This window comes from Streptomyces sp. NPDC051180, from assembly GCF_040689545.1.
GTDB lineage: Bacteria > Actinomycetota > Actinomycetes > Streptomycetales > Streptomycetaceae > Streptomyces.
This window is the reverse complement of record NZ_JBFBBC010000002.1, coordinates 19,762-37,672: the sequence shown is the minus strand read 5'-3', so window position 1 is coordinate 37,672 and position 17,911 is coordinate 19,762. Positions and strand designations below refer to the sequence as shown.

General features: G+C 73.4%; 12 protein-coding genes. 7 read left to right on the top strand and 5 right to left on the bottom strand.

What is annotated here, in order from left to right; all coding sequences use genetic code 11:
- The first annotated feature begins 114 nt into the window (after positions 1 to 114).
- From AB0424_RS03605 to moaA, 3 genes are all read left to right on the top strand, one after another.
- A complete protein-coding gene (locus AB0424_RS03605; protein WP_366301920.1) occupies positions 115 to 489 on the top strand; it encodes a DUF485 domain-containing protein in 375 nt (124 codons plus the stop codon).
- Positions 486 to 2,111: a cation acetate symporter gene (locus tag AB0424_RS03600; RefSeq protein ID WP_366301918.1), complete on the top strand. Its 1,626-nt coding sequence runs from the start codon at positions 486 to 488 to the stop codon at positions 2,109 to 2,111. Before AB0424_RS03605 ends, AB0424_RS03600 begins: the two co-directional genes overlap by 4 nt.
- A gap of 151 nt (positions 2,112 to 2,262) precedes the next feature.
- Positions 2,263 to 3,252 (top strand): GTP 3',8-cyclase MoaA, encoded by a 990-nt coding sequence (gene moaA / locus AB0424_RS03595; RefSeq protein ID WP_366301916.1) that lies wholly within the window; start codon positions 2,263 to 2,265, stop codon positions 3,250 to 3,252.
- Positions 3,253 to 3,303: 51 nt separating this feature from the next.
- On the opposite strand, the gene AB0424_RS03590 is transcribed toward moaA, so the two are convergent.
- The gene (locus AB0424_RS03590) at positions 3,304 to 3,522 is read right to left on the bottom strand and encodes a hypothetical protein (protein WP_366301915.1); all 219 of its coding nucleotides are present in this window, start codon (positions 3,520 to 3,522) and stop codon (positions 3,304 to 3,306) included.
- 182 nt (positions 3,523 to 3,704) lie between these two features.
- Positions 3,705 to 4,049: a DUF3099 domain-containing protein gene (locus AB0424_RS03585; RefSeq protein ID WP_366301914.1), complete on the bottom strand. Its 345-nt coding sequence runs from the start codon at positions 4,047 to 4,049 to the stop codon at positions 3,705 to 3,707.
- 168 nt (positions 4,050 to 4,217) lie between these two features.
- Between AB0424_RS03585 and AB0424_RS03580 the strand changes: the two genes are divergently transcribed.
- Complete coding sequence (locus AB0424_RS03580) at positions 4,218 to 4,493, top strand: GlsB/YeaQ/YmgE family stress response membrane protein (RefSeq protein WP_366301913.1); 276 nt, start codon at positions 4,218 to 4,220, stop codon at positions 4,491 to 4,493.
- Positions 4,494 to 4,580: 87 nt separating this feature from the next.
- Here the strand turns inward: AB0424_RS03580 and tyrS are convergent, their stop codons facing one another.
- From tyrS to AB0424_RS03565, 3 genes are all read right to left on the bottom strand, one after another.
- On the bottom strand, positions 4,581 to 5,855 hold the full coding sequence (tyrS, locus tag AB0424_RS03575; RefSeq protein ID WP_366301912.1) for a tyrosine--tRNA ligase: 1,275 nt from the start codon (positions 5,853 to 5,855) through the stop codon (positions 4,581 to 4,583).
- 55 nt (positions 5,856 to 5,910) lie between these two features.
- Positions 5,911 to 7,302, bottom strand: coding sequence for a metallopeptidase TldD-related protein (locus AB0424_RS03570; protein ID WP_366301911.1), 1,392 nt, complete (start codon positions 7,300 to 7,302; stop codon positions 5,911 to 5,913).
- 254 nt (positions 7,303 to 7,556) lie between these two features.
- Positions 7,557 to 9,080: a TldD/PmbA family protein gene (locus AB0424_RS03565; protein ID WP_366301909.1), complete on the bottom strand. Its 1,524-nt coding sequence runs from the start codon at positions 9,078 to 9,080 to the stop codon at positions 7,557 to 7,559.
- A 213-nt stretch (positions 9,081 to 9,293) separates the two neighbouring features.
- Here AB0424_RS03565 and AB0424_RS03560 point away from each other — a divergent pair, with 213 nt between their 5' ends.
- From AB0424_RS03560 to fabG, 3 genes are all read left to right on the top strand, one after another.
- The gene (locus AB0424_RS03560) at positions 9,294 to 15,437 is read left to right on the top strand and encodes a hypothetical protein (protein ID WP_366301908.1); all 6,144 of its coding nucleotides are present in this window, start codon (positions 9,294 to 9,296) and stop codon (positions 15,435 to 15,437) included.
- Position 15,438: 1 nt separating this feature from the next.
- Positions 15,439 to 17,019, top strand: a complete 1,581-nt coding sequence (locus AB0424_RS03555; RefSeq protein ID WP_366301906.1) for a hypothetical protein — start codon at positions 15,439 to 15,441, stop codon at positions 17,017 to 17,019.
- 170 nt (positions 17,020 to 17,189) lie between these two features.
- Positions 17,190 to 17,906 carry a 3-oxoacyl-[acyl-carrier-protein] reductase gene (gene fabG, locus AB0424_RS03550; RefSeq protein WP_366301905.1) on the top strand — a complete coding sequence of 239 codons (717 nt, stop codon included), beginning with the start codon at positions 17,190 to 17,192 and terminating at the stop codon, positions 17,904 to 17,906.
- Positions 17,907 to 17,911 lie beyond the last annotated feature (5 nt).

Genomic DNA, 17,911 nt, shown 5'->3' with positions numbered 1-17,911 from the left:
TTCCGGCTCCGTGCCGTTGGTCGGGGGAGGGGCTCCGCCCGGAGCCCCGGTCCCGCACCCCCCGGTGAGGCCCCCTTGACCATGCCGTCCACCCCCGCGTCACGAGGAGATTCCGTGGCTACCGAAGCACCGCCGCCGCCCAGGAACGGGACGGAGACCGACCGCGGTCCCGCCTCGCCCACGACGGAGCAGTTCGTCGAGGTGCAGGAGGGCGAGGAGTTCGGCGAACTGCGCCGCACCTACCGCTCCTTCGCCTTCCCCCTGACCCTCGCCTTCATCGCCTGGTACCTGCTCTACGTGCTGCTCTCCAACTACGCGGGCGACTTCATGGGGACCAAGCTCTTCGGCAACATCAACATGGCGCTCGTCCTCGGCCTCGGCCAGTTCCTCACCACCTTCCTCATCGCCTGGCTCTACTCCCGCCACGCGGCGAACCGGCTCGACCCCAAGGCCGAGGCCATCAGGACCCGAATGGAGGGCGACGCATGAGCACCCCCGTCCTGCTCGCGGCCGACAACGCCACCACCGAACACCGGCCGCTGATCATCGCCCTCTTCGGCGCCTTCGTCATCGCCACCCTCGTCATCACCGTCTGGGCCGGCCGGCAGACCCGCAGCGCCGCCGACTTCTACGCCGGCGGGCGCCAGTTCACCGGCTTCCAGAACGGCCTCGCGATCTCCGGCGACTACATGTCCGCCGCGTCCTTCCTCGGCATCGCCGGCGCCATCGCGCTCTTCGGCTACGACGGCTTCCTCTACTCGATCGGCTTCCTCGTCGCCTGGCTCGTCGCCCTCCTCCTGGTCGCCGAACCGCTGCGCAACTCCGGCCGGTTCACCATGGGTGACGTCCTCGCGTACCGGATGCGCCAGCGGCCCGTCCGCACCGCCGCCGGCACCTCGACGATCGTCGTGTCGATCTTCTACCTCCTCGCCCAGATGGCGGGCGCGGGCGTCCTCGTCTCGCTGCTGCTCGGCATCACCAGCGACGGCGGCAAGGTCGCGATCGTGGCGCTCGTCGGCCTGCTGATGATCGTGTACGTGACCATCGGCGGCATGAAGGGCACCACCTGGGTGCAGATGGTCAAGGCGGTCCTGCTCATCGCGGGCACCCTCCTGATCACCTTCCTGATCCTCTGGAAGTTCCACTTCAACGTCTCCGAGCTGCTCGGCGCGGCCGCCACCAACAGCGGCAAGGGAGACGCCTTCCTGGAGCCCGGCCTCAAGTACGGCGCCACCGCCGTCTCCAAGCTGGACTTCCTCTCGCTCGGCATCGCGCTCGTCCTCGGCACCGCCGGCCTGCCCCACATCCTGATCCGCTTCTACACGGTGCCGACCGCCAAGGCCGCCCGTAAGTCGGTCAACTGGGCCATCGGCATCATCGGCGCGTTCTACCTGATGACGATCGTCCTCGGCTTCGGTGCCGCCGCCCTGCTCAAGAACACCGACATCGTCGCCTCCAACAAGGCGGGCAACACGGCCGCCCCGCTCGCCGCCCTGGAGATCGGCGGCGGAGCCGGCTCCACCGGCGGCGCGATCCTCCTCGCCGTCATCTCCGCCGTCGCCTTCGCGACCATCCTCGCCGTCGTCGCCGGTCTGACCCTGGCCTCCTCGTCGTCCTTCGCGCACGACATCTACGCCAACGTCATCCGGCGCGGACAGGCCACCGAGAAGGAGGAGGTCCGGGCCGCCCGCTGGGCGACCGTCCTCATCGGCATCGTCTCCATCGCCCTCGGTGCCCTCGCCCGCGACCTCAACGTCGCCGGACTCGTCGCCCTCGCCTTCGCGGTCGCCGCCTCCGCCAACCTGCCGACGATCCTCTACTCGCTCTTCTGGAAGCGGTTCACCACCCAGGGCGCCCTGTGGTCGATCTACGGCGGCCTGATCTCCGCCGTCGTCCTCGTCCTCTTCTCGCCGGTCGTCTCCGGCAAGCCCACCTCGATGTTCAAGACGGCCGACTTCTACTGGTTCCCGCTGGAGAACCCCGGCCTCGTCTCCATCCCGCTCGGCTTCCTGCTCGGCTGGCTCGGCTCGATCCTGTCCAAGGAGGAGCCGGACAAGGGAAAGTACGCCGAACTGGAGGTCAAGTCCCTCACCGGCGTCGGAGCGCACTGAGTCGTATATGTTCCGCGTTCGCCGGGCGGTCGCGTCGTAGAGTTCTACGACGCGACCGCGCCCGTCCTCGTGACAATCTGCCCTGCTCCTCGGCGGTGGGCTCACGTAGGCTCGGAACACACGCATCCACACGACGGGGAGGGGGCCCACAGTGCTCATCGACACCTACGGCAGGGTGGCCACCGACCTGCGCGTCTCGCTCACCGACCGCTGCAACCTGCGCTGCACCTACTGCATGCCCGAAGAGGGCCTCCAGTGGCTGGCCAAGCCCGACCTGCTCACCGACGACGAGATCGTCCGGCTGATCCGGATCGCGGTCACCGACCTCGGCGTCACCGAGGTCCGCTTCACCGGCGGCGAGCCGCTCCTGCGCCCCGGCCTCGTCGGCATCGTCGAGCGCTGCGCCGCGCTGGAGCCGCGCCCCCGGATGTCCCTCACCACCAACGGCATCGGCCTCAAGCGGACCGCGTCGGCCCTCAAGGCCGCCGGACTCGACCGGGTCAACGTCTCCCTGGACACCCTGCGTCCCGACGTCTTCAAGACCCTCACCCGCCGCGACCGCCACCAGGACGTCCTGGACGGCATGGCCGCAGCCCGCGACGCCGGCCTCACCCCGGTCAAGGTCAACGCCGTCCTGATGCCCGGGCTCAACGCCGACGAGGCGCCGGACCTCCTGGCCTGGGCGGTGGAGCAGGCGTACGAGCTCCGCTTCATCGAGCAGATGCCCCTCGACGCCCAGCACGGCTGGAAGCGCGACGGCTTGATCACCGCCGGTGACATCCTGGAGTCCCTGCGCACCCGCTTCACGCTGACCGCGGAGGGCGCCGACGAGCGCGGCTCCGCTCCCGCCGAGCGCTGGGTCGTGGACGGCGGCCCGCACACGGTCGGCGTCATCGCCTCCGTCACCCGCCCGTTCTGCCGGGCCTGCGACCGCACCCGGCTCACCGCCGACGGTCAGGTCCGCACCTGCCTCTTCGCCACCGAGGAGACGGACCTGCGGGCCGCGCTCCGCTCGGACGCCCCCGACGAGGAGATCGCCGCGATCTGGAAGCGGGCCATGTGGGGCAAGAAGGCCGGCTCGGGCCTCGACGACCCGAGCTTCCTCCAGCCCGACCGCCCGATGTCGGCGATCGGCGGCTGACCTCCGCCGGCGCCCGGCGCCCCGCGGAGACGGCCCGGCGGCGCACCGCACCTAGGTGGCGTCCGGGGACTCCCACTCCGCGAACGGGACGACGTCCTTCAGGAAGCCCCGTACGCCCAGGAACTGGGAGAGGTGCTCGCGGTGCTCGTCGCACGCGAGCCAGGTCTTGCGCCGGTCGGGCGTGTGCAGCTTGGGGTTGTTCCACGCGAGGACCCAGACGGCGTCGGCGCGGCAGCCCTTGGCGGAACAGGTCGGCTTCTCTTCGCTCACCTGATCATTGTCCAGCAAGGGCGATGCCGAGCAGCCACGGGGGGAGCTGCCCGGCATCGGTCCGTCGCTCCGACGGGGGATGCGGAGCGCGTAGGAAGTATGTCACGGCACATGGGCTGTGGTGCACTGGAACTACATGATTGATCTGAGCTTTTCTTGAGGTTTCCGGCCACTGTCCGTGATCAGTTCCGGCCGTGCAGACGTTCCTCGTCCGCGTCCTCCGACGCCTTCCCGTCGCCCAGCGCGGGGCGCACCGGAGGGGCGACGAAAGTGGAGGGAAGGGACGGAGCGGACTCACGTCCCGCGTTGGCGATCACCACGGCGATGTAGGGGAGCAGCACTCCCAGGGCCAGCGCCACGATCGCGACGTGCCGCTCGACGTTCCACAGCACCGCGGCGGCGATCACGGAGAGCGTCCGCACCGTCATCGAGATGACATAGCGGCGCTGCCGTCCGCGTACGTCGTCGGCGAGCCCCTGCCGCGCCCCCGTGATCCGGAAGACCTCGGTCCCGCCACGCTTCGGCATCGCCGTCCACCACCCACCGATCGCGCCGGACCTCCCCGGTCCGGACCTTCCTCCACGGTACGCCCGGCCCCTCGCGCGGACGAGACCGGGGCACGTCCGGCGCTGTCCGACATGCGCTGTTTGGCCGATGGGTCGAGACTGGGCCCACATGCGTACAAGGAGGCGACGATGGGTTGGTTGTGGGCGATCATCGTGGGATTCGTCCTCGGTCTGATCGCGAAGGCGATCCTGCCGGGCAAGCAGCAGATCCCGCTCTGGCTGACGACCGTGTTCGGCATCATCGGCAGCGTGCTCGGCAACGCGGTCGCGACCTGGATCGGCGTCAACGACACCAAGGGCATCGACTGGACCCGTCACCTGCTCCAGCTGATCGGCGCCGTCGCCGTGGTCGGAGTCGGTGACATGCTGTGGACCTCGATGAGGGGCAGCAAGCAGCGCACCTAGGCTCTTGCGGACGGGCCGGACACGACGGAGGCCCGGTGCGGCACACAGGGGTGTGCCGCACCGGGCCTCCGGTGCGCGGCGGGCCGGTCAGCCCTCCGCGCCGGCGAACTCGATCGCCGCCAGGTTCTTCTTGCCGCGCCGCAGGACCAGCCAGCGGCCGTGCAGCAGCTCGTCCGTCGACACCTCGGCGTCCTCGGCGGTGACCTTCACGTTGTTCACGTAGGCCCCGCCCTCCTTCACCGTGCGGCGCGCGCCCGACCTGCTCGGCGCGAGGCCGACCTCGGTGAACAGGTCCACCACCTGGCCGAGCTCGGCGACGCGCGCGTGCGGCAGCTCGGACAGGGCGGCGGCCAGCGTCGCCTCGTCCAGCTCCGCCAGCTCGCCCTGGCCGAACAGCGCCTTGGAGGCGTTGACGACGGCGGCGCACTGGTCGGCGCCGTGCACCAGCGTGGTGAGCTCCTCGGCCAGCGCCCGCTGGGCGGCCCGCGCCTGCGGCCGCTCGGCGGTCTGCGCCTCCAGCTCCTCCAGCTCCTCGCGGGAGCGGAAGGACAGGATGCGCATGTACGTCGAGATGTCCCGGTCGTCGACGTTCAGCCAGAACTGGTAGAACGCGTACGGCGTGGTCATCTCCGGGTCGAGCCAGACGGCCCCGCCCTCGGTCTTGCCGAACTTGGTGCCGTCCGCCTTCACCATCAGCGGCGTCGCCAGCGCGTGCGCCTGCGCGCCCGGCTCCAGGCGGTGGATGAGGTCGAGCCCGGCCACCAGGTTGCCCCACTGGTCCGACCCGCCCTGCTGGAGCGTGCAGCCGTAGCGGCGGTACAGCTCCAGGAAGTCCATGCCCTGGAGCAGCTGGTAGCTGAACTCGGTGTAGCTGATGCCCTGCTCGGACTCCAGGCGCCGGGCGACGGAGTCCTTGGTCAGCATCTTGTTGACCCGGAAGTGCTTGCCGATGTCCCGCAGGAACTCGATCGCCGACAGGCCGGCGGTCCAGTCCAGGTTGTTCACCATGACCGCCGCGTTCTCCCCCTCGAAGGAGAGGAAGGGCTCGATCTGCGAACGCAGCCGGTTCACCCAGTTCGCGACCGTCTCGGGGTCGTTCAGGGTGCGCTCGGCCGTGGGCCGCGGGTCGCCGATCTGGCCGGTGGCCCCGCCGACCAGCGCCAGCGGCCGGTGCCCGGCCTGCTGGAGCCGGCGCACGGTGAGCACCTGGACCAGGTGGCCGACGTGGAGACTGGCCGCGGTCGGGTCGAAACCGCAATAGAACGTGACGGGACCGTCCGCGAGAGCCTTGCGCAGTGCGTCCTCATCGGTGGACTGGGCGAAGAGCCCGCGCCACTTCAGCTCGTCGACGATGTCCGTCACGATCGTCCGTCTCCTCAGAAAGTTGTCAGTGGTACGACGACCCAGTCTAGGCGGGTCAGACCCCCTTGCTGACCGAGCTCATGTTGAAGTCCGGCACCCGCAGGGCGGGCATCGCGGCCCGGGTGAACCAGTCGCTCCACTCGCGCGGCAGCGTCTTCTCCGTCCGGCCCGCCTCGGAGGCCCGCGACAGCAGGTCCACCGGCGACTCGTTGAACCGGAAGTTGTTCACCTCGCCGACCACCTCGCCGTTCTCGACGAGGTAGACGCCGTCCCGGGTGAGACCCGTCAGCAGCAGCGTCGCCGGGTCGACCTCGCGGATGTACCAGAGGCAGGTCAGCAGCAGCCCCCGCTCGGTCGAGGCGACCATCTCCTCCAGGGAGCGCTCGCCGCCGCCGTCCAGGATCAGGTTCCCCGCTCCCGGCGCCACGGGCAGGCGCGTGAGACCGGCGGTGTGCCGGGTGGTGATCAGGTGCGCGAGGGCGCCGGCCTTCATCCAGTCGATCGGCCCGACCGGCAGGCCGTTGTCGAAGACGGAGGAGTCGTCGCCGGAGGAGTGCGCGATCACGAACGGCGCGGACTCCAGGCCCGGCTCGTTCGGGTCGCTGCGCAGCGTCAGCGGCAGCGGGGAGAGCGTCTCGCCGAGCCGGGTGCCGCCGCCGGGCTTGGAGAAGACCGTCCGGCCCTCCACCGCGTCCCGGGCCGCGGAGGACCACAGCTGGTAGATCATCAGGTCGGCCACGGCCGTCGGCGGCAGCAGCGTCTCGTACCGCCCGGCGGGCAGCTCGATCCGCCGCTCCGCCCAGCCCAGGCGGGTCGCCAGTTCGGCGTCGAGCGCGGCCGGGTCGACGTCCTTGAAGTCCCGCGTCGACCGGCCGGCCCACGCTGAGCGGGAGCGGTCCGGCGACTTGGCGTTCAGCTCCAGCGTGCCGTTCGGCTGGTCGTGGCGGAGCCGCAGCCCCGTGGACGTCCCCAGGTAGGTGGAGGTCAGCTCGTGGTTGGCGAACCCGTACAGCTCGCGCCCGCCGGTCCGGGCCCGGGCGAACGCCTCGCCGAGCGCCGGCGCGAAGTCGGCGAAGACGGCGGAGGAGGTCTCCGAGGGCGCGTCCGTGAAGTCGGGCGACGAGGGCACGCCCTCCACCAGCGGCTGCGCGTCCTCGGCGGGCCCGGCGGCGCGGGCGGCGGCCTCGGCGGCCCGCACCAGCGGCTCCAGGTCGTCGACGGTCACGGCGGAGCGGGACACGACACCGGACGCGGTGCCCTGCGCGCCGTCCACGGTCGCGATCACCGTGAGCGTACGGCCCCGGGTGACGCCGTTCGTGGTGAGCGCGTTCCCCGCCCACCGCAGGTTCGCCGACGACTCCTCGTCGGCGATCACGACGCACCCGTCGGCCCGGGACAGTTCCAGGGCCCGCTCGACGATCTCGTACGGCTTGCTGACGCGGCTCATCGTCCGGCCTCCTGCGTCGTGTTCAGGCTGTGCTTGCCCGGGGTGCGACCCCCGGACCCCCGGCGGATCCGCTGGCGAGGGCTCATCGTCCGGCCTCCTGCGTCGTGTTCAGGCTGTGCTTGCCCGGGGTGCGACCCCCGGACCCCCGGCGGATCCGCTGGCGAGGGCTCATCGTCCGGCCTCCTGCGTCGTGTTCAGGCTGTGCTTGCCCGGGGTGCGACCCCCGGACCCCCGGCGGATCCCCTGGCGAGGGCTCATCGTCCGGCCTCCTGCGTCGTGTTCAGAATGTTGACGCCCCGGAAGAGGGCGGAGGGGCAGCCGTGGGAGACCGCGGCGACCTGGCCCGGCTGGGCCTTGCCGCAGTTGAAGGCGCCGCCGAGGACGTACGTCTGCGGGCCGCCGACCTGCTCCATCGAGCCCCAGAAGTCGGTGGTCGTCGCCTGGTAGGCCACGTCCCGCAGCTGCCCGGCGAGGCGGCCGTTCTCGATGCGGAAGAAGCGCTGACCGGTGAACTGGAAGTTGTAGCGCTGCATGTCGATGGACCACGAGCGGTCGCCGACCACGTAGATGCCCCGTTCCACCCCGCCGATCAGGTCCTCGGTCGACAGACCGCCCGGGTCCGGCTGGAGGGAGACGTTCGCCATCCGCTGCACCGGCACGTGCGCGGGGGAGTCGGCGAAGGCGCAGCCGTTCGAGCGGCCGAGGCCGGTGAGCTTCGCGATGCGCCGGTCCAGCTGGTAGCCGACCAGGGTGCCGTCCTTCACCAGGTCCCAGGACTGCGCCTGGACGCCCTCGTCGTCGTAGCCGATGGTCGCGAGACCGTGCTCGGCCGTCCGGTCGCCCGTCACGTTCATGATCGAGGAGCCGTACGCCAGCTTGCCCAGCTGGTCGAAGGTGGCGAAGGAGGTGCCCGCGTAGGCGGCCTCGTAGCCGAGGGCCCGGTCCAGCTCGGTGGCGTGGCCGATGGACTCGTGGATCGTCAGCCAGAGGTTCGACGGGTCCACGACCAGGTCGTACCGGCCGGCCTCGACGCTCGGTGCCCGCATCTTCTCGGCGAGGAGCGCGGGGATCTCGTCCAGCTCCTTGTCCCAGTCCCAGCCGGTTCCGGTCAGGTACTCCCAGCCGCGTCCGACCGGCGGGGCGATCGTCCGCATCGAGTCGAACTCGCCGGTCGTCTCGTCGACCGCGACCGCCGTGAGCTGGGGGTGCAGCCGGACGCGCTGCTGGGTGGTGACGGTGCCCGCGGTGTCCGCGTAGAACTTGTTCTCGTGGACGGTCAGCAGCGAGGCGTCCACGTGGGCGACGCCGTCCGCCCCGAGCAGCCGCGCGCTCCAGTCGGCGAGCAGCGCGCTCTTCTCCTCGGCGGGGACGGAGAAGGGGTCGATCTCGTACGAGGACACCCAGGTGCGCTCCTCGTGCACCGGCTCCTCGGCCAGCTCCACCCGCTCGTCGGAGCCCGCCGCCGCGATCACCTTCGCCGACAGCTTGGCCATCGCGACCGCCTGCGAGGCCACCCGCGCGGCCCCGTCCATGGTCAGGTCGACCCCGGACGCGAACCCCCAGGCCCCGCCGTGCACCACCCGCACCGCGTAGCCGAGGTCCGTGGTGTCCGACGATCCGGACGGTTTGGCGTCGCGCAGCCGCCACGAGGCGCTGCGCACCCGCTCCAGGCGGAAGTCCGCGTGCTCGGCACCGAGCGCGCGCGCTCGGGCGAGCGCCGCGTCGGCGAGCGCCCGCAACGGCAGCGCGACGAACGAAGGGTCGATCTGATGGACCACGAGCGGCCTCGCTCTCGGCGATCGGAAGAAGGCGGTCGAACTGTCCCGGAAGTCAATCACGGGTCGGGCGGCGGAGTCGGCCCATTGTCGTGCGCCCCTGGCGGAACCCGCTCCAACAGGCCACCGCGAGCCGGAGCTTGGCCCCATCGGATGAGGCCGTTGCCCTGACCCCGCGACCGGTGGGATGAGATGATCCACGCCATGCACGGGTGGGTGAACGAAGTCAGGTCCTGGCTGTCGTCGCTGGACGAGGACGCGCTCGGGTCCCTGCTGACCTGGCATCCGTGCTTACGCGGGGAGAAGCACGCCCACGCCCACGCCCATGCCCAGGACCGCCCGCTCCGCAGGACGCCCCCGACGCGCCGGGAACTGCACGCGGTCCGCGTGCGGTTGGCCAAGGCCCGGCAGGGACAGCTCGCGAGCATCGCCGGCTGCGGGCTCGCCTGGGCGGCGAAGGCCCTGGGGAGCGAGTACGGCTTCTCCGAACGCGCCCTCGCCGACCCCACGCTCGACGAACTGCTCGCCATGCTCACGGTCCTCGAACCTCCCCTGGCCCGGTGCGCGCTCTACGGGATGCTCATGCCCGGCCCCGCCGCCCGGCTGCCGGCCGGACCGCTGGTGCGCGACCACGCCGCCGCGTTACGGGCCGCGGCCGACAGCCCCCCGCCCCCGGACGCGTACGAGAGGGGCCCGGGCCTCGACCCGTCCCGGGACGCCCCGGAGCGCGCCGCGCCCGAAGACCGTGACGAGCCCCCGCCGACGCCCCCCGACCGTGAGGATGCCGCCCCTGTGCCCGTGCCCCCGCCCGACTCCCCGGTGGACCTCCCCTCCTCCCTCACGGACCTGAGGCGGTCCGGCGCACGCCTCGCGGCCGTCCTGCGCGCGGCGGCCGACGCCGTCGGGACCGGCCTGCTCCCCGCCGACGCCCCCGCCGACGCGCTCGCGGCCTGGACCGGGGAGCGCGCACGGCTGGCCGTGGCGCTCGCCGCCGAGGGCTTCGCCTGGGAGCCGGGCCTCGGATACGACGACGCCGAGGCCGGACTGACCCGCCTCCGGGCCGCGCGGGCGGAGCAGCGCGACGCCCTGCGCCGCAAGACGAGCCGGTACGCCGAGCTCCTGGAGCTCGCCGACGGCGAGGAGGAGGCCGCCGACCTCCGCCGCCACCTGGAACGCACCGAGGCCCAGCTGCGCGCCCTCGACGCGGTGGACGACCGGCCCCACGCCCCGGCCGCCGAGAACCCCCTCCCGCCGCCCGCGCCCGACGCGCCCGCCGCCGGCACGCCTGCGTCGGACGGCCCCGCCGCCGACACACCTGCGTCGGACACAGAGGTGCCGGACCGACCCGCGCCGGACGCGCCCCGGGCGCAGACCCCCACGGGGGAGACCACCCTCCCCGCGCCCGGCCCTCCCGTTCCCGACGCCCCCGTTCCCGACGCCCCCGCCGGGCACACCGCCCACGGCACCGGCGACGCGGCCGCCCCCGTGGGCCGAGCCGCCGACCGCGTCCGGGTCGGCGCCTCCGCCATCGAGGCCGTCCGCCGCGCGGTGGAGCCGCCGCTCCCGACCCTCCATCCGGCACCCGGCCCCGCGCCGCAGCCGCCCTCCGCGCCCGCACCGGGCTCCCCGCCCGCGCCGACGCCCGTCCCGTCCACCGGGCCCGCCCCGTCCGCGCCCGCGACCGACTCCGCGCCCGCCGCCCCGCCCCCGCCGATCCCCGCGCCCGCCACCGAACCGGCCCCCGCGCGGATCCCCGCCGCCTCCTCCCCACCGGCCGCCGCGCCCGCGGCGATCCCCGCGCAGGCCCGCGCCACCGAGGGCGCCGCCCGTACCGCCCCGCCCGCCGAGACCGCGAAGGCCGCCGGGCCCGTGGCACCCGCGACGGCGTCACCGGTGGAGGAACCGTGGCCCGCCGGGGTCGAGGCGCCGGACTGGGACCCGTACGCGCCCTGGGACACGGGGAGCGAACCGCCCGTCGGCAGGCTGCTGCGAGAAGGACGGGTGGCCGAGGCGTACTGGCTGACCGTGGCCTCGCGGGAGAGCGTCGTACGGGCGCGGACGCTCGCCTTCGCCGCCGCCGCGTTCGGCTGCGTGTCGGACAGCGAGGCCACCCCCGTGCAGATGGCGCACGAGCTCGACCCGGCCCTCGCCGCGCAGGACCGGGAGGCGCACCTCGTGGCCCTGGCGGCGGCCCTGCGCACGGGGCTCACGGCCCGCTGGCCGCATGGGCTGATCAGCGGGTTCGTCATGCCCTCGGGTCTGAGCGGCGCCTGGCAGCACCTGCTGAACGTGCTGGTGGCCGCCGTCCGGGACGGCCGCGCCTTCGAGCCCGGCATGCTCCAGGGCAGCGCGGAGGGGCAGGAGGCCGCCACCCGCGAGGAGATCGGGCTCACGGCCCGGCAGCTCCTCGACGACCTCCCGCGCCGGAAGATGAAGTACCAGCGGGCGTCACAGGTGCTCCAGTACCTCGTCGGCCCCTCCGGCGCGCTGCGGCACGCCCTGAACGAGGTCATCGAGTGGTCCGGCCGGAGCCCGGCCCAGTCCGCGGGAACCCCCGGATTCCGCGCCCTGGGCGAGGAACTGTGGCGGGCGGAGGACATCGACCGGCTCATCGAGGTCACGGACGCCCTGTTCCGGACGTCGAAACAGGCCAAGGAGCCGATCACCGCCGGCGCGCTCCGGCAGCTGCACACCGCCTGCCGCTCGGTCGGCGAGCTCCTCATGCGCGCCGAGGCCGCCCACACCGCCGGCCGCCCCCACCAGGGCGTCAGCGACCGCGGCATCCCGGAGCTGGCCTCGGTGCTCCGCGACGTCTCCGACGAACCCGCGCCCGTCGGCACCGGCGGCGCGGCCCTCGCCCTGCTGCGCGGCTGGCTGACCGGCGCGCACGAGCGCCCCGCGGACACCGCGGCCGACCTGCTCCGGGAGAACGGCGGCCCGGTGCCCCCCGCCGACGCCCTGCTCCGCCTGCCCGACCTGCCCCGGGACGCCCTGGGCGACCCCGACCTCGCCGACCCCAGGGCGGCCCGCCGGATCGCCGCCCTGCTGTCGCCCGCCGACGCCGAGTACGCCCTCTCCCGCTACCTCGGCGACGGCGACCTGCACCTCGCCAGGGCCCTGCTCACCGGCGCCGAGAACCGGCCGGAGGAGTACGGCTGCACCGACCCCGAATGGGGCGAGAGCGCCGCCCGCCGACTGGCGCAGGGGCACGAGGAGTGGCGGCGCGCCGTCGCCGAGCACCACCGCGCGGCCGCCGGGCTGCTCGCCCAGATGCGCACGCTCAACCAGCTCGCGGCCGACCAGGAGCGGGAGTTCGTCGGCCGCCTCCAGGAGTTCGCCGACGGCGAGGAGTCGGGCCGCTACCGCTTCGCCGTGGACTCGCTCCGCACCCTGGAGGCCGAACTCGTCACCCTGGTCGAGGACTACACCCGCCAGCTCCGCGAGAACCTCGCGCAGCTCCGCTCCCGTCTCGACCAGCCGCTCTCCGCCGGCGACCACGACCGGATCGCCCGCCTCATCGACGAGGGCGACACCGTCACCGCGCAGGAGTTCCTCGCCCTCGCCACCGGCCACACGCCGCTGCCGGAGCGGCCCGCCGACGACGGCTCGGAACTCGCCGCCTTCCTCACCGGCGTCACCGCGCCCGGCGCGCCCAAGGCCGGCGGGGAGGGCACCGACGCCGACTGGTGGGCCCGGCACTACGGCGACCCGACCGCGTCCCTCACCCCGGCGGCCGGCAACGGCCTGGAGGCGTGGGCGGCCCTGTGCACCCCGCGCGGGCGGCGCGGCGACCTGCCCCAGCACCTCTCCCGGCTGCTGCGCCTCCTCGGCCTCGAACTCGCCGCGAACCAGGTGGTCGCCGAACGGGTGGCGCTGGGCCAGGGCATGCGCCGCTTCAAGGTGCGCGCCCGGGTCGCCGAACGCGCCGGGTACGTCGCGGCCCTGGGCTCCCGGGCCTCCTCGTACACCGTCCTGCTCGTCTGGGAGGAGCAGCCGGCCGACGGCCCGCTGGCCCACCTGGAGGACGCCGACGTCGGCGCCAACATCGTGCTCTACCTGCACCCGCTCGGCCTGGAGGGACGCCGCGGCCTCGCCGAGTCCGCCCGCTCCTTCGCCCAGCAGGCGCTGGTCGTCGACTCGGCCGTGATGGGCTGGATGGCGGCCCGCGCCCCCGGCTCCTTCCGCTCGCTCCAGCGGGTGACCCTGCCCTGGGCGGCCTACAACCCGTACACCCCGTTCGTGGCCGGACTCGTCCCGCCCGAGGTCTTCTACGGCCGCGACGAGGAGATGCGGGAGGTGATGGGCCGCGAGGGCGGCATGTTCCTCTACGGCGGCCGCCAGCTCGGCAAGTCCGCGCTGCTGCGCCGGGTCGCCGAGATCTTCCCCAGCCGCGCCGACGCCCACGTCGCCGTCTACCTCGACCTGCTCAAGGCCGAGATCGGCCACGCGGAGGCCCCCGACCGGATCTGGACCCGGCTGGTGGAGGACCTCAAACGCAAGGGCGTGTTCAACAACAAGATGTCCGAGCAGGCCAACCCCGACGTCGTCGTGCGCAACATCCGCGCCTGGCTCGACCAGGACGACACCCGCCGCATCCTCGTCCTCGCGGACGAGGCGGACGCCTTCCTCAACACCGACTCGCGCCGCGCCTTCCGCGTCGGCAGCGAGTCGACCTTCCCCAACGTCATGCACTTCCAGCGCCTCATGGAGCAGACCGAACGACGCTTCAAGATCGTCTTCGCGGGTCTGCACCAGGTCCAGCGCTTCGGCCACCTCTCCAACGTCTCCACCGTCCACGGCGGCCCCGACCTCCTCGTCGGTCCCCTCGGCACCCAGGCCGCCGTCCGGCTCGTCACCGAACCCATGGCCGCGCTCGGCTACTTCTTCGAGCGCCCCGAACTGGTCTGGCGCATCCTCGCCATCACCAACTACCAGGCCAACCTCGTGCAGATCTTCTGCCGCGAGCTGGTCCGCGTCCTGCACGACCGCCCGTACGCCTTCTCCGGCGAGCCCCTGCGGATCACCGAGGACGACGTCCAGAAGGTCGCCGCATCCGAGACCGTCCGCCGCCAGATCGCCGAACGCCTCCGCTTCACCATCAACCTGGAGGACCGCTACCGCGTCCTCGCCCTCGTCATAGCCCTGCGCAGCCTCCAGGACGCCTACCGCGGCGACTACAGCGCCGGCGAACTCCTCCAGGAGGCCCGCGAGGCATGGCCGGAGGGGTTCGAGATGCTCACCGCCAAGCAGGCGCAGATCTTCCTCGCCGAGATGGTCGGCCTCGGCCTGCTCGTCCAGCTCGGCGACCGCTCCCGCTTCGCCGTCCGCAGCCCCAACGTCGTCAACATGCTCGGCACCCGCGAGGAGCTCGAACTCGAACTGCGCGAGACCGAGTTCGGCCTGCCCTACGACTACAACCCGCACGCCGCCCGGCGCCTCCTCGGCCGCGACGCCCGCCACGTCCAGACCTACAGCCCGCTCACCGAGGAACAGCTCCACGAGAGCGCCCAGTCCGGCGTCAGCCTCATCGGCACCACCGCCCTCCACCGGCCCGAACTGGTCCGCCAGGCCGTCACCGCCTTCGCCGTCAACCGGGGCGTCGAGGTCGTCCCGTACACCCACGGCGAGGACCTCACCGCCCTGCTCAAGAGCCGCGGCCGCAAGGCCCATGTCATCATCGCGGACCTGCGCGCCGCCGCCCCGGCCGAACTCCGCGAGGCCGTCCGCTCCATGCAGGTCCACGCCGGCCCCGCCGCCGACCGCCTCCTCCACCAGACCCAGCCGCGCAGCGGCGGCAACGAGAACCGCTCCGTCGTGGTCGTCGCCGACGCCGTCGCCCTCTCCGCGCTCGCCGCCGACGAGGGCCTCGACGAGCTCTCCGTACGGTGGCTGCGCCCCGAGCGGTGGACCGCGGACGCCCTGCGCGCCTGGTCCGAGTGCCCCTTCGTCTCCCGCGAGGACCGGGACCGGCTGGTCGCCGCCACCGGCGGCTGGCCCCGCTGGATGGAGACCGCGGTGGCGGACGTCTCCGTGCACGGACAGACCCTGGAGAACGCCGTCGAGCGGATACGCGCGCTCATCGACGGTCCCCGCAACCTCTCCGAGCACCTGCGCCTCTCCGGCCTCGACGCACGGGACCTCGACCGCCTCGCCACCTGGACCGGGTACGTCGAGGAGGGCCAGGGTGCCCCGCGCGACGACGTGCGCGAGGCGGTCGAACTCGACGACGCGGCCACCGACACCTGGCTGCACCGCCTCGAACAGCTCGGCGTCCTCGACGAGACGGCCGAGGGCTTCGCGGTGGAGCCGGTCACGTACCGCGCGGTGCGGGCCCGGGCGGCGGCCGCCGGGGAGAGGTGACGTGACGGAAGCCCCCGCCCGCACACCCGGCACGGCCGCGGTTCCTGTTGTGCGTCCGACCGACCTGCCCGGCGTCCGTACCCGGCTGCGCGACGTCACGTCCGACCTCGCCGCCGGCCTCAACTGCCTCTGGCTGGTCACCGACGCGATGGTCGAGTCGGGACTCGCCGACACCCTGTACCGCGAGGCCCTCGCCGCCGCCCCCGTGCACGTCGACGTGCCCGCCCCCGCGCGCGGGACGGAGCCCCGGTCCGAGCCCGAGCCGCCGCCGGCCGCGTCCGGGGCAGGGGCCGATGACGACGGCGCGGGCGGCGACGGCCGGACGGGGACCGGCGGCCGGCCGGAGGGCGACGAACTGCCCTACCTCGACCTGCCCGACGACGGCTTCGACCTCGACCTCGGCTGGACCCTCGACGGCGGCCCGCCCCGCCTGCCCGCGCCCCGGCGGGACCCCGGCACCACCCGCCGCGACCCGCACGGGCTCACCGCCCGCCTCGGCGACCGCCTCGGTGTCACCCCCGACCAGGCCGTCCCCGCCCTCGTCGCCCGCGCCCGCGGACAGCGCCCGGTCGTCGGCGTCCGCGCCTGGCGGGAACACGACGGCGGCCAGGGGGCGGCCGCGCTCTTCCGCTCCCTCGCGGCGGCGGTCAAGGAGGCCGGCCTGCCACCGGGCGAACGCCCCCGGCTCCTGGTCGTGGCCCGCCTCGGCGACCTGCCGGAACCCCTGCCCGACGCACTGCGCGACGGGCACGGCGACACCGCCGTCCACTGGTGGTGGGGCGTGCTCGGCCGGCTCGACACGGCCACCGCGATCCTGTCGGCCCCCGACCATGGACACGGCCCGGGGCGGGCACGCGATCCGCTCGCGGACCGGGTCCGCCGGGCGGTGCGCTCGGAGACCGTCGTCGAGATCTGCGGTCCCGACCTGGAGCTCGCCCGCCTCCTCGTCCTGGAGTGGGACGGCGCGCAGCACACCCTGGCCGACGCGCTCGGGCGGTGCCTCGCCGCCACCGGCGCCCCTCCGCCGGGGGAGTGCCCGCCGCTGCGGCGGATCGGCGCCCTCGCCCGGCCCGGGACCGAGCTGCGCCGTGCGTGGTCCCGGGGCGCCGTCGTCTCCTGGGAGGGCCGCCTGCGCCACCACGTGGCGGTCTGGCACCCGGCCGCCCCGGCCGACGGCACGGCGCCCGCGCCCACCGCCGACGCGCGGGCCCGGCTCGCCGCACTGGTCTCCCAGGCCCAGCAGCGCGTCCTGACCCCGTGGATCGAGGAGGCCCGGCAGCGCCTCGCCGCGCGGGCCCTCGGCCACCTCACGCGGCCGGTGGCCGCCGTCGTCGCGGAGCACGCCGAGCGCCCGGCGGCGGAGCTGCGCGGCGACCCGGAGCGGGCCTTCGGCGAACTCCAGGTGGGGGAACTGCTCGGTGCCCACATCAGCGGGTCCCTCGCCCTGCCCCCGGACGACGCCCGGCTGCTGCGGCTCCTCGTCATGGCCAGAAATGTTCTCTCCCACCGCTCCGTGCTCTACGACCGGACGCTCGACGACCTCTGTGCCGAGCTGTCCCGTGCCGACCTGCGGGCTTCCTGAGGAGCCCCGCCGAGCAGCCCCGGACGCGTGGCGGACCCCGCTCCCACCGCCCCCGAGCTGTAGGGACCCGACAGTGACACCCGTACGCCACTGTCGGAGGTCGATTCCTCATGTCGGGAGCGATACCGATAGGTTTTCGGCTACCAGACCGCTATCGAAAGGGTGATCCGTTGAGCCGCTCGGTTCTCGTCACCGGAGGAAACCGGGGCATCGGCCTCGCCATCGCCCGCGCGTTCGCCGAGGCCGGCGACAAGGTCGCGATCACGTACCGCTCCGGCGATCCCGCTGAGCTCGAGAAGGACGGTTTCCTGGCCGTCAAGTGCGACATCACCGACTCCGAGCAGGTCGACCGGGCCTACAAGGAGATCGAGGAGAAGCACGGCCCGGTCGAGGTCCTCGTGGCCAACGCCGGCGTGACCAAGGACCAGCTCCTCATGCGGATGTCCGAGGAGGACTTCACGTCCGTCCTCGACACCAACCTCACGGGCACCTTCCGCGTCGTCAAGCGGGCCAACCGCGGCATGCTGCGCGCCAAGAAGGGCCGGGTCGTCCTGATCTCCTCGGTCGTCGGTCTGCTGGGCTCCGCGGGCCAGGCCAACTACGCCGCCTCCAAGGCCGGCCTCGTCGGCTTCGCCCGTTCCCTCGCGCGCGAGCTGGGTTCGCGCAACCTCACCTTCAACGTCGTCGCCCCTGGTTTCGTCGACACCGACATGACCGCGGTGCTCACCGACGAGCAGCGCGCGGGCATCGTGTCCCAGGTGCCCCTGGGCCGCTACGCGCAGCCGGAGGAGATCGCCGCCGCGGTGAAGTTCCTCGCCTCCGACGACGCCTCGTACATCACTGGAGCCGTCATCCCGGTTGACGGCGGATTGGGCATGGGTCACTGATCACC

Coding starts and splice junctions, on each gene's coding strand:
- AB0424_RS03600 (WP_366301918.1), top strand. CDS start 486: ATGAGCACCCCCGTCCTGCTCGCGGCCGACAACGCCACCACCGAACAC.
- AB0424_RS03585 (WP_366301914.1), bottom strand. CDS start 4,049: ATGCCGAAGCGTGGCGGGACCGAGGTCTTCCGGATCACGGGGGCGCGG.
- AB0424_RS03580 (WP_366301913.1), top strand. CDS start 4,218: ATGGGTTGGTTGTGGGCGATCATCGTGGGATTCGTCCTCGGTCTGATC.
- AB0424_RS03570 (WP_366301911.1), bottom strand. CDS start 7,302: ATGAGCCGCGTCAGCAAGCCGTACGAGATCGTCGAGCGGGCCCTGGAA.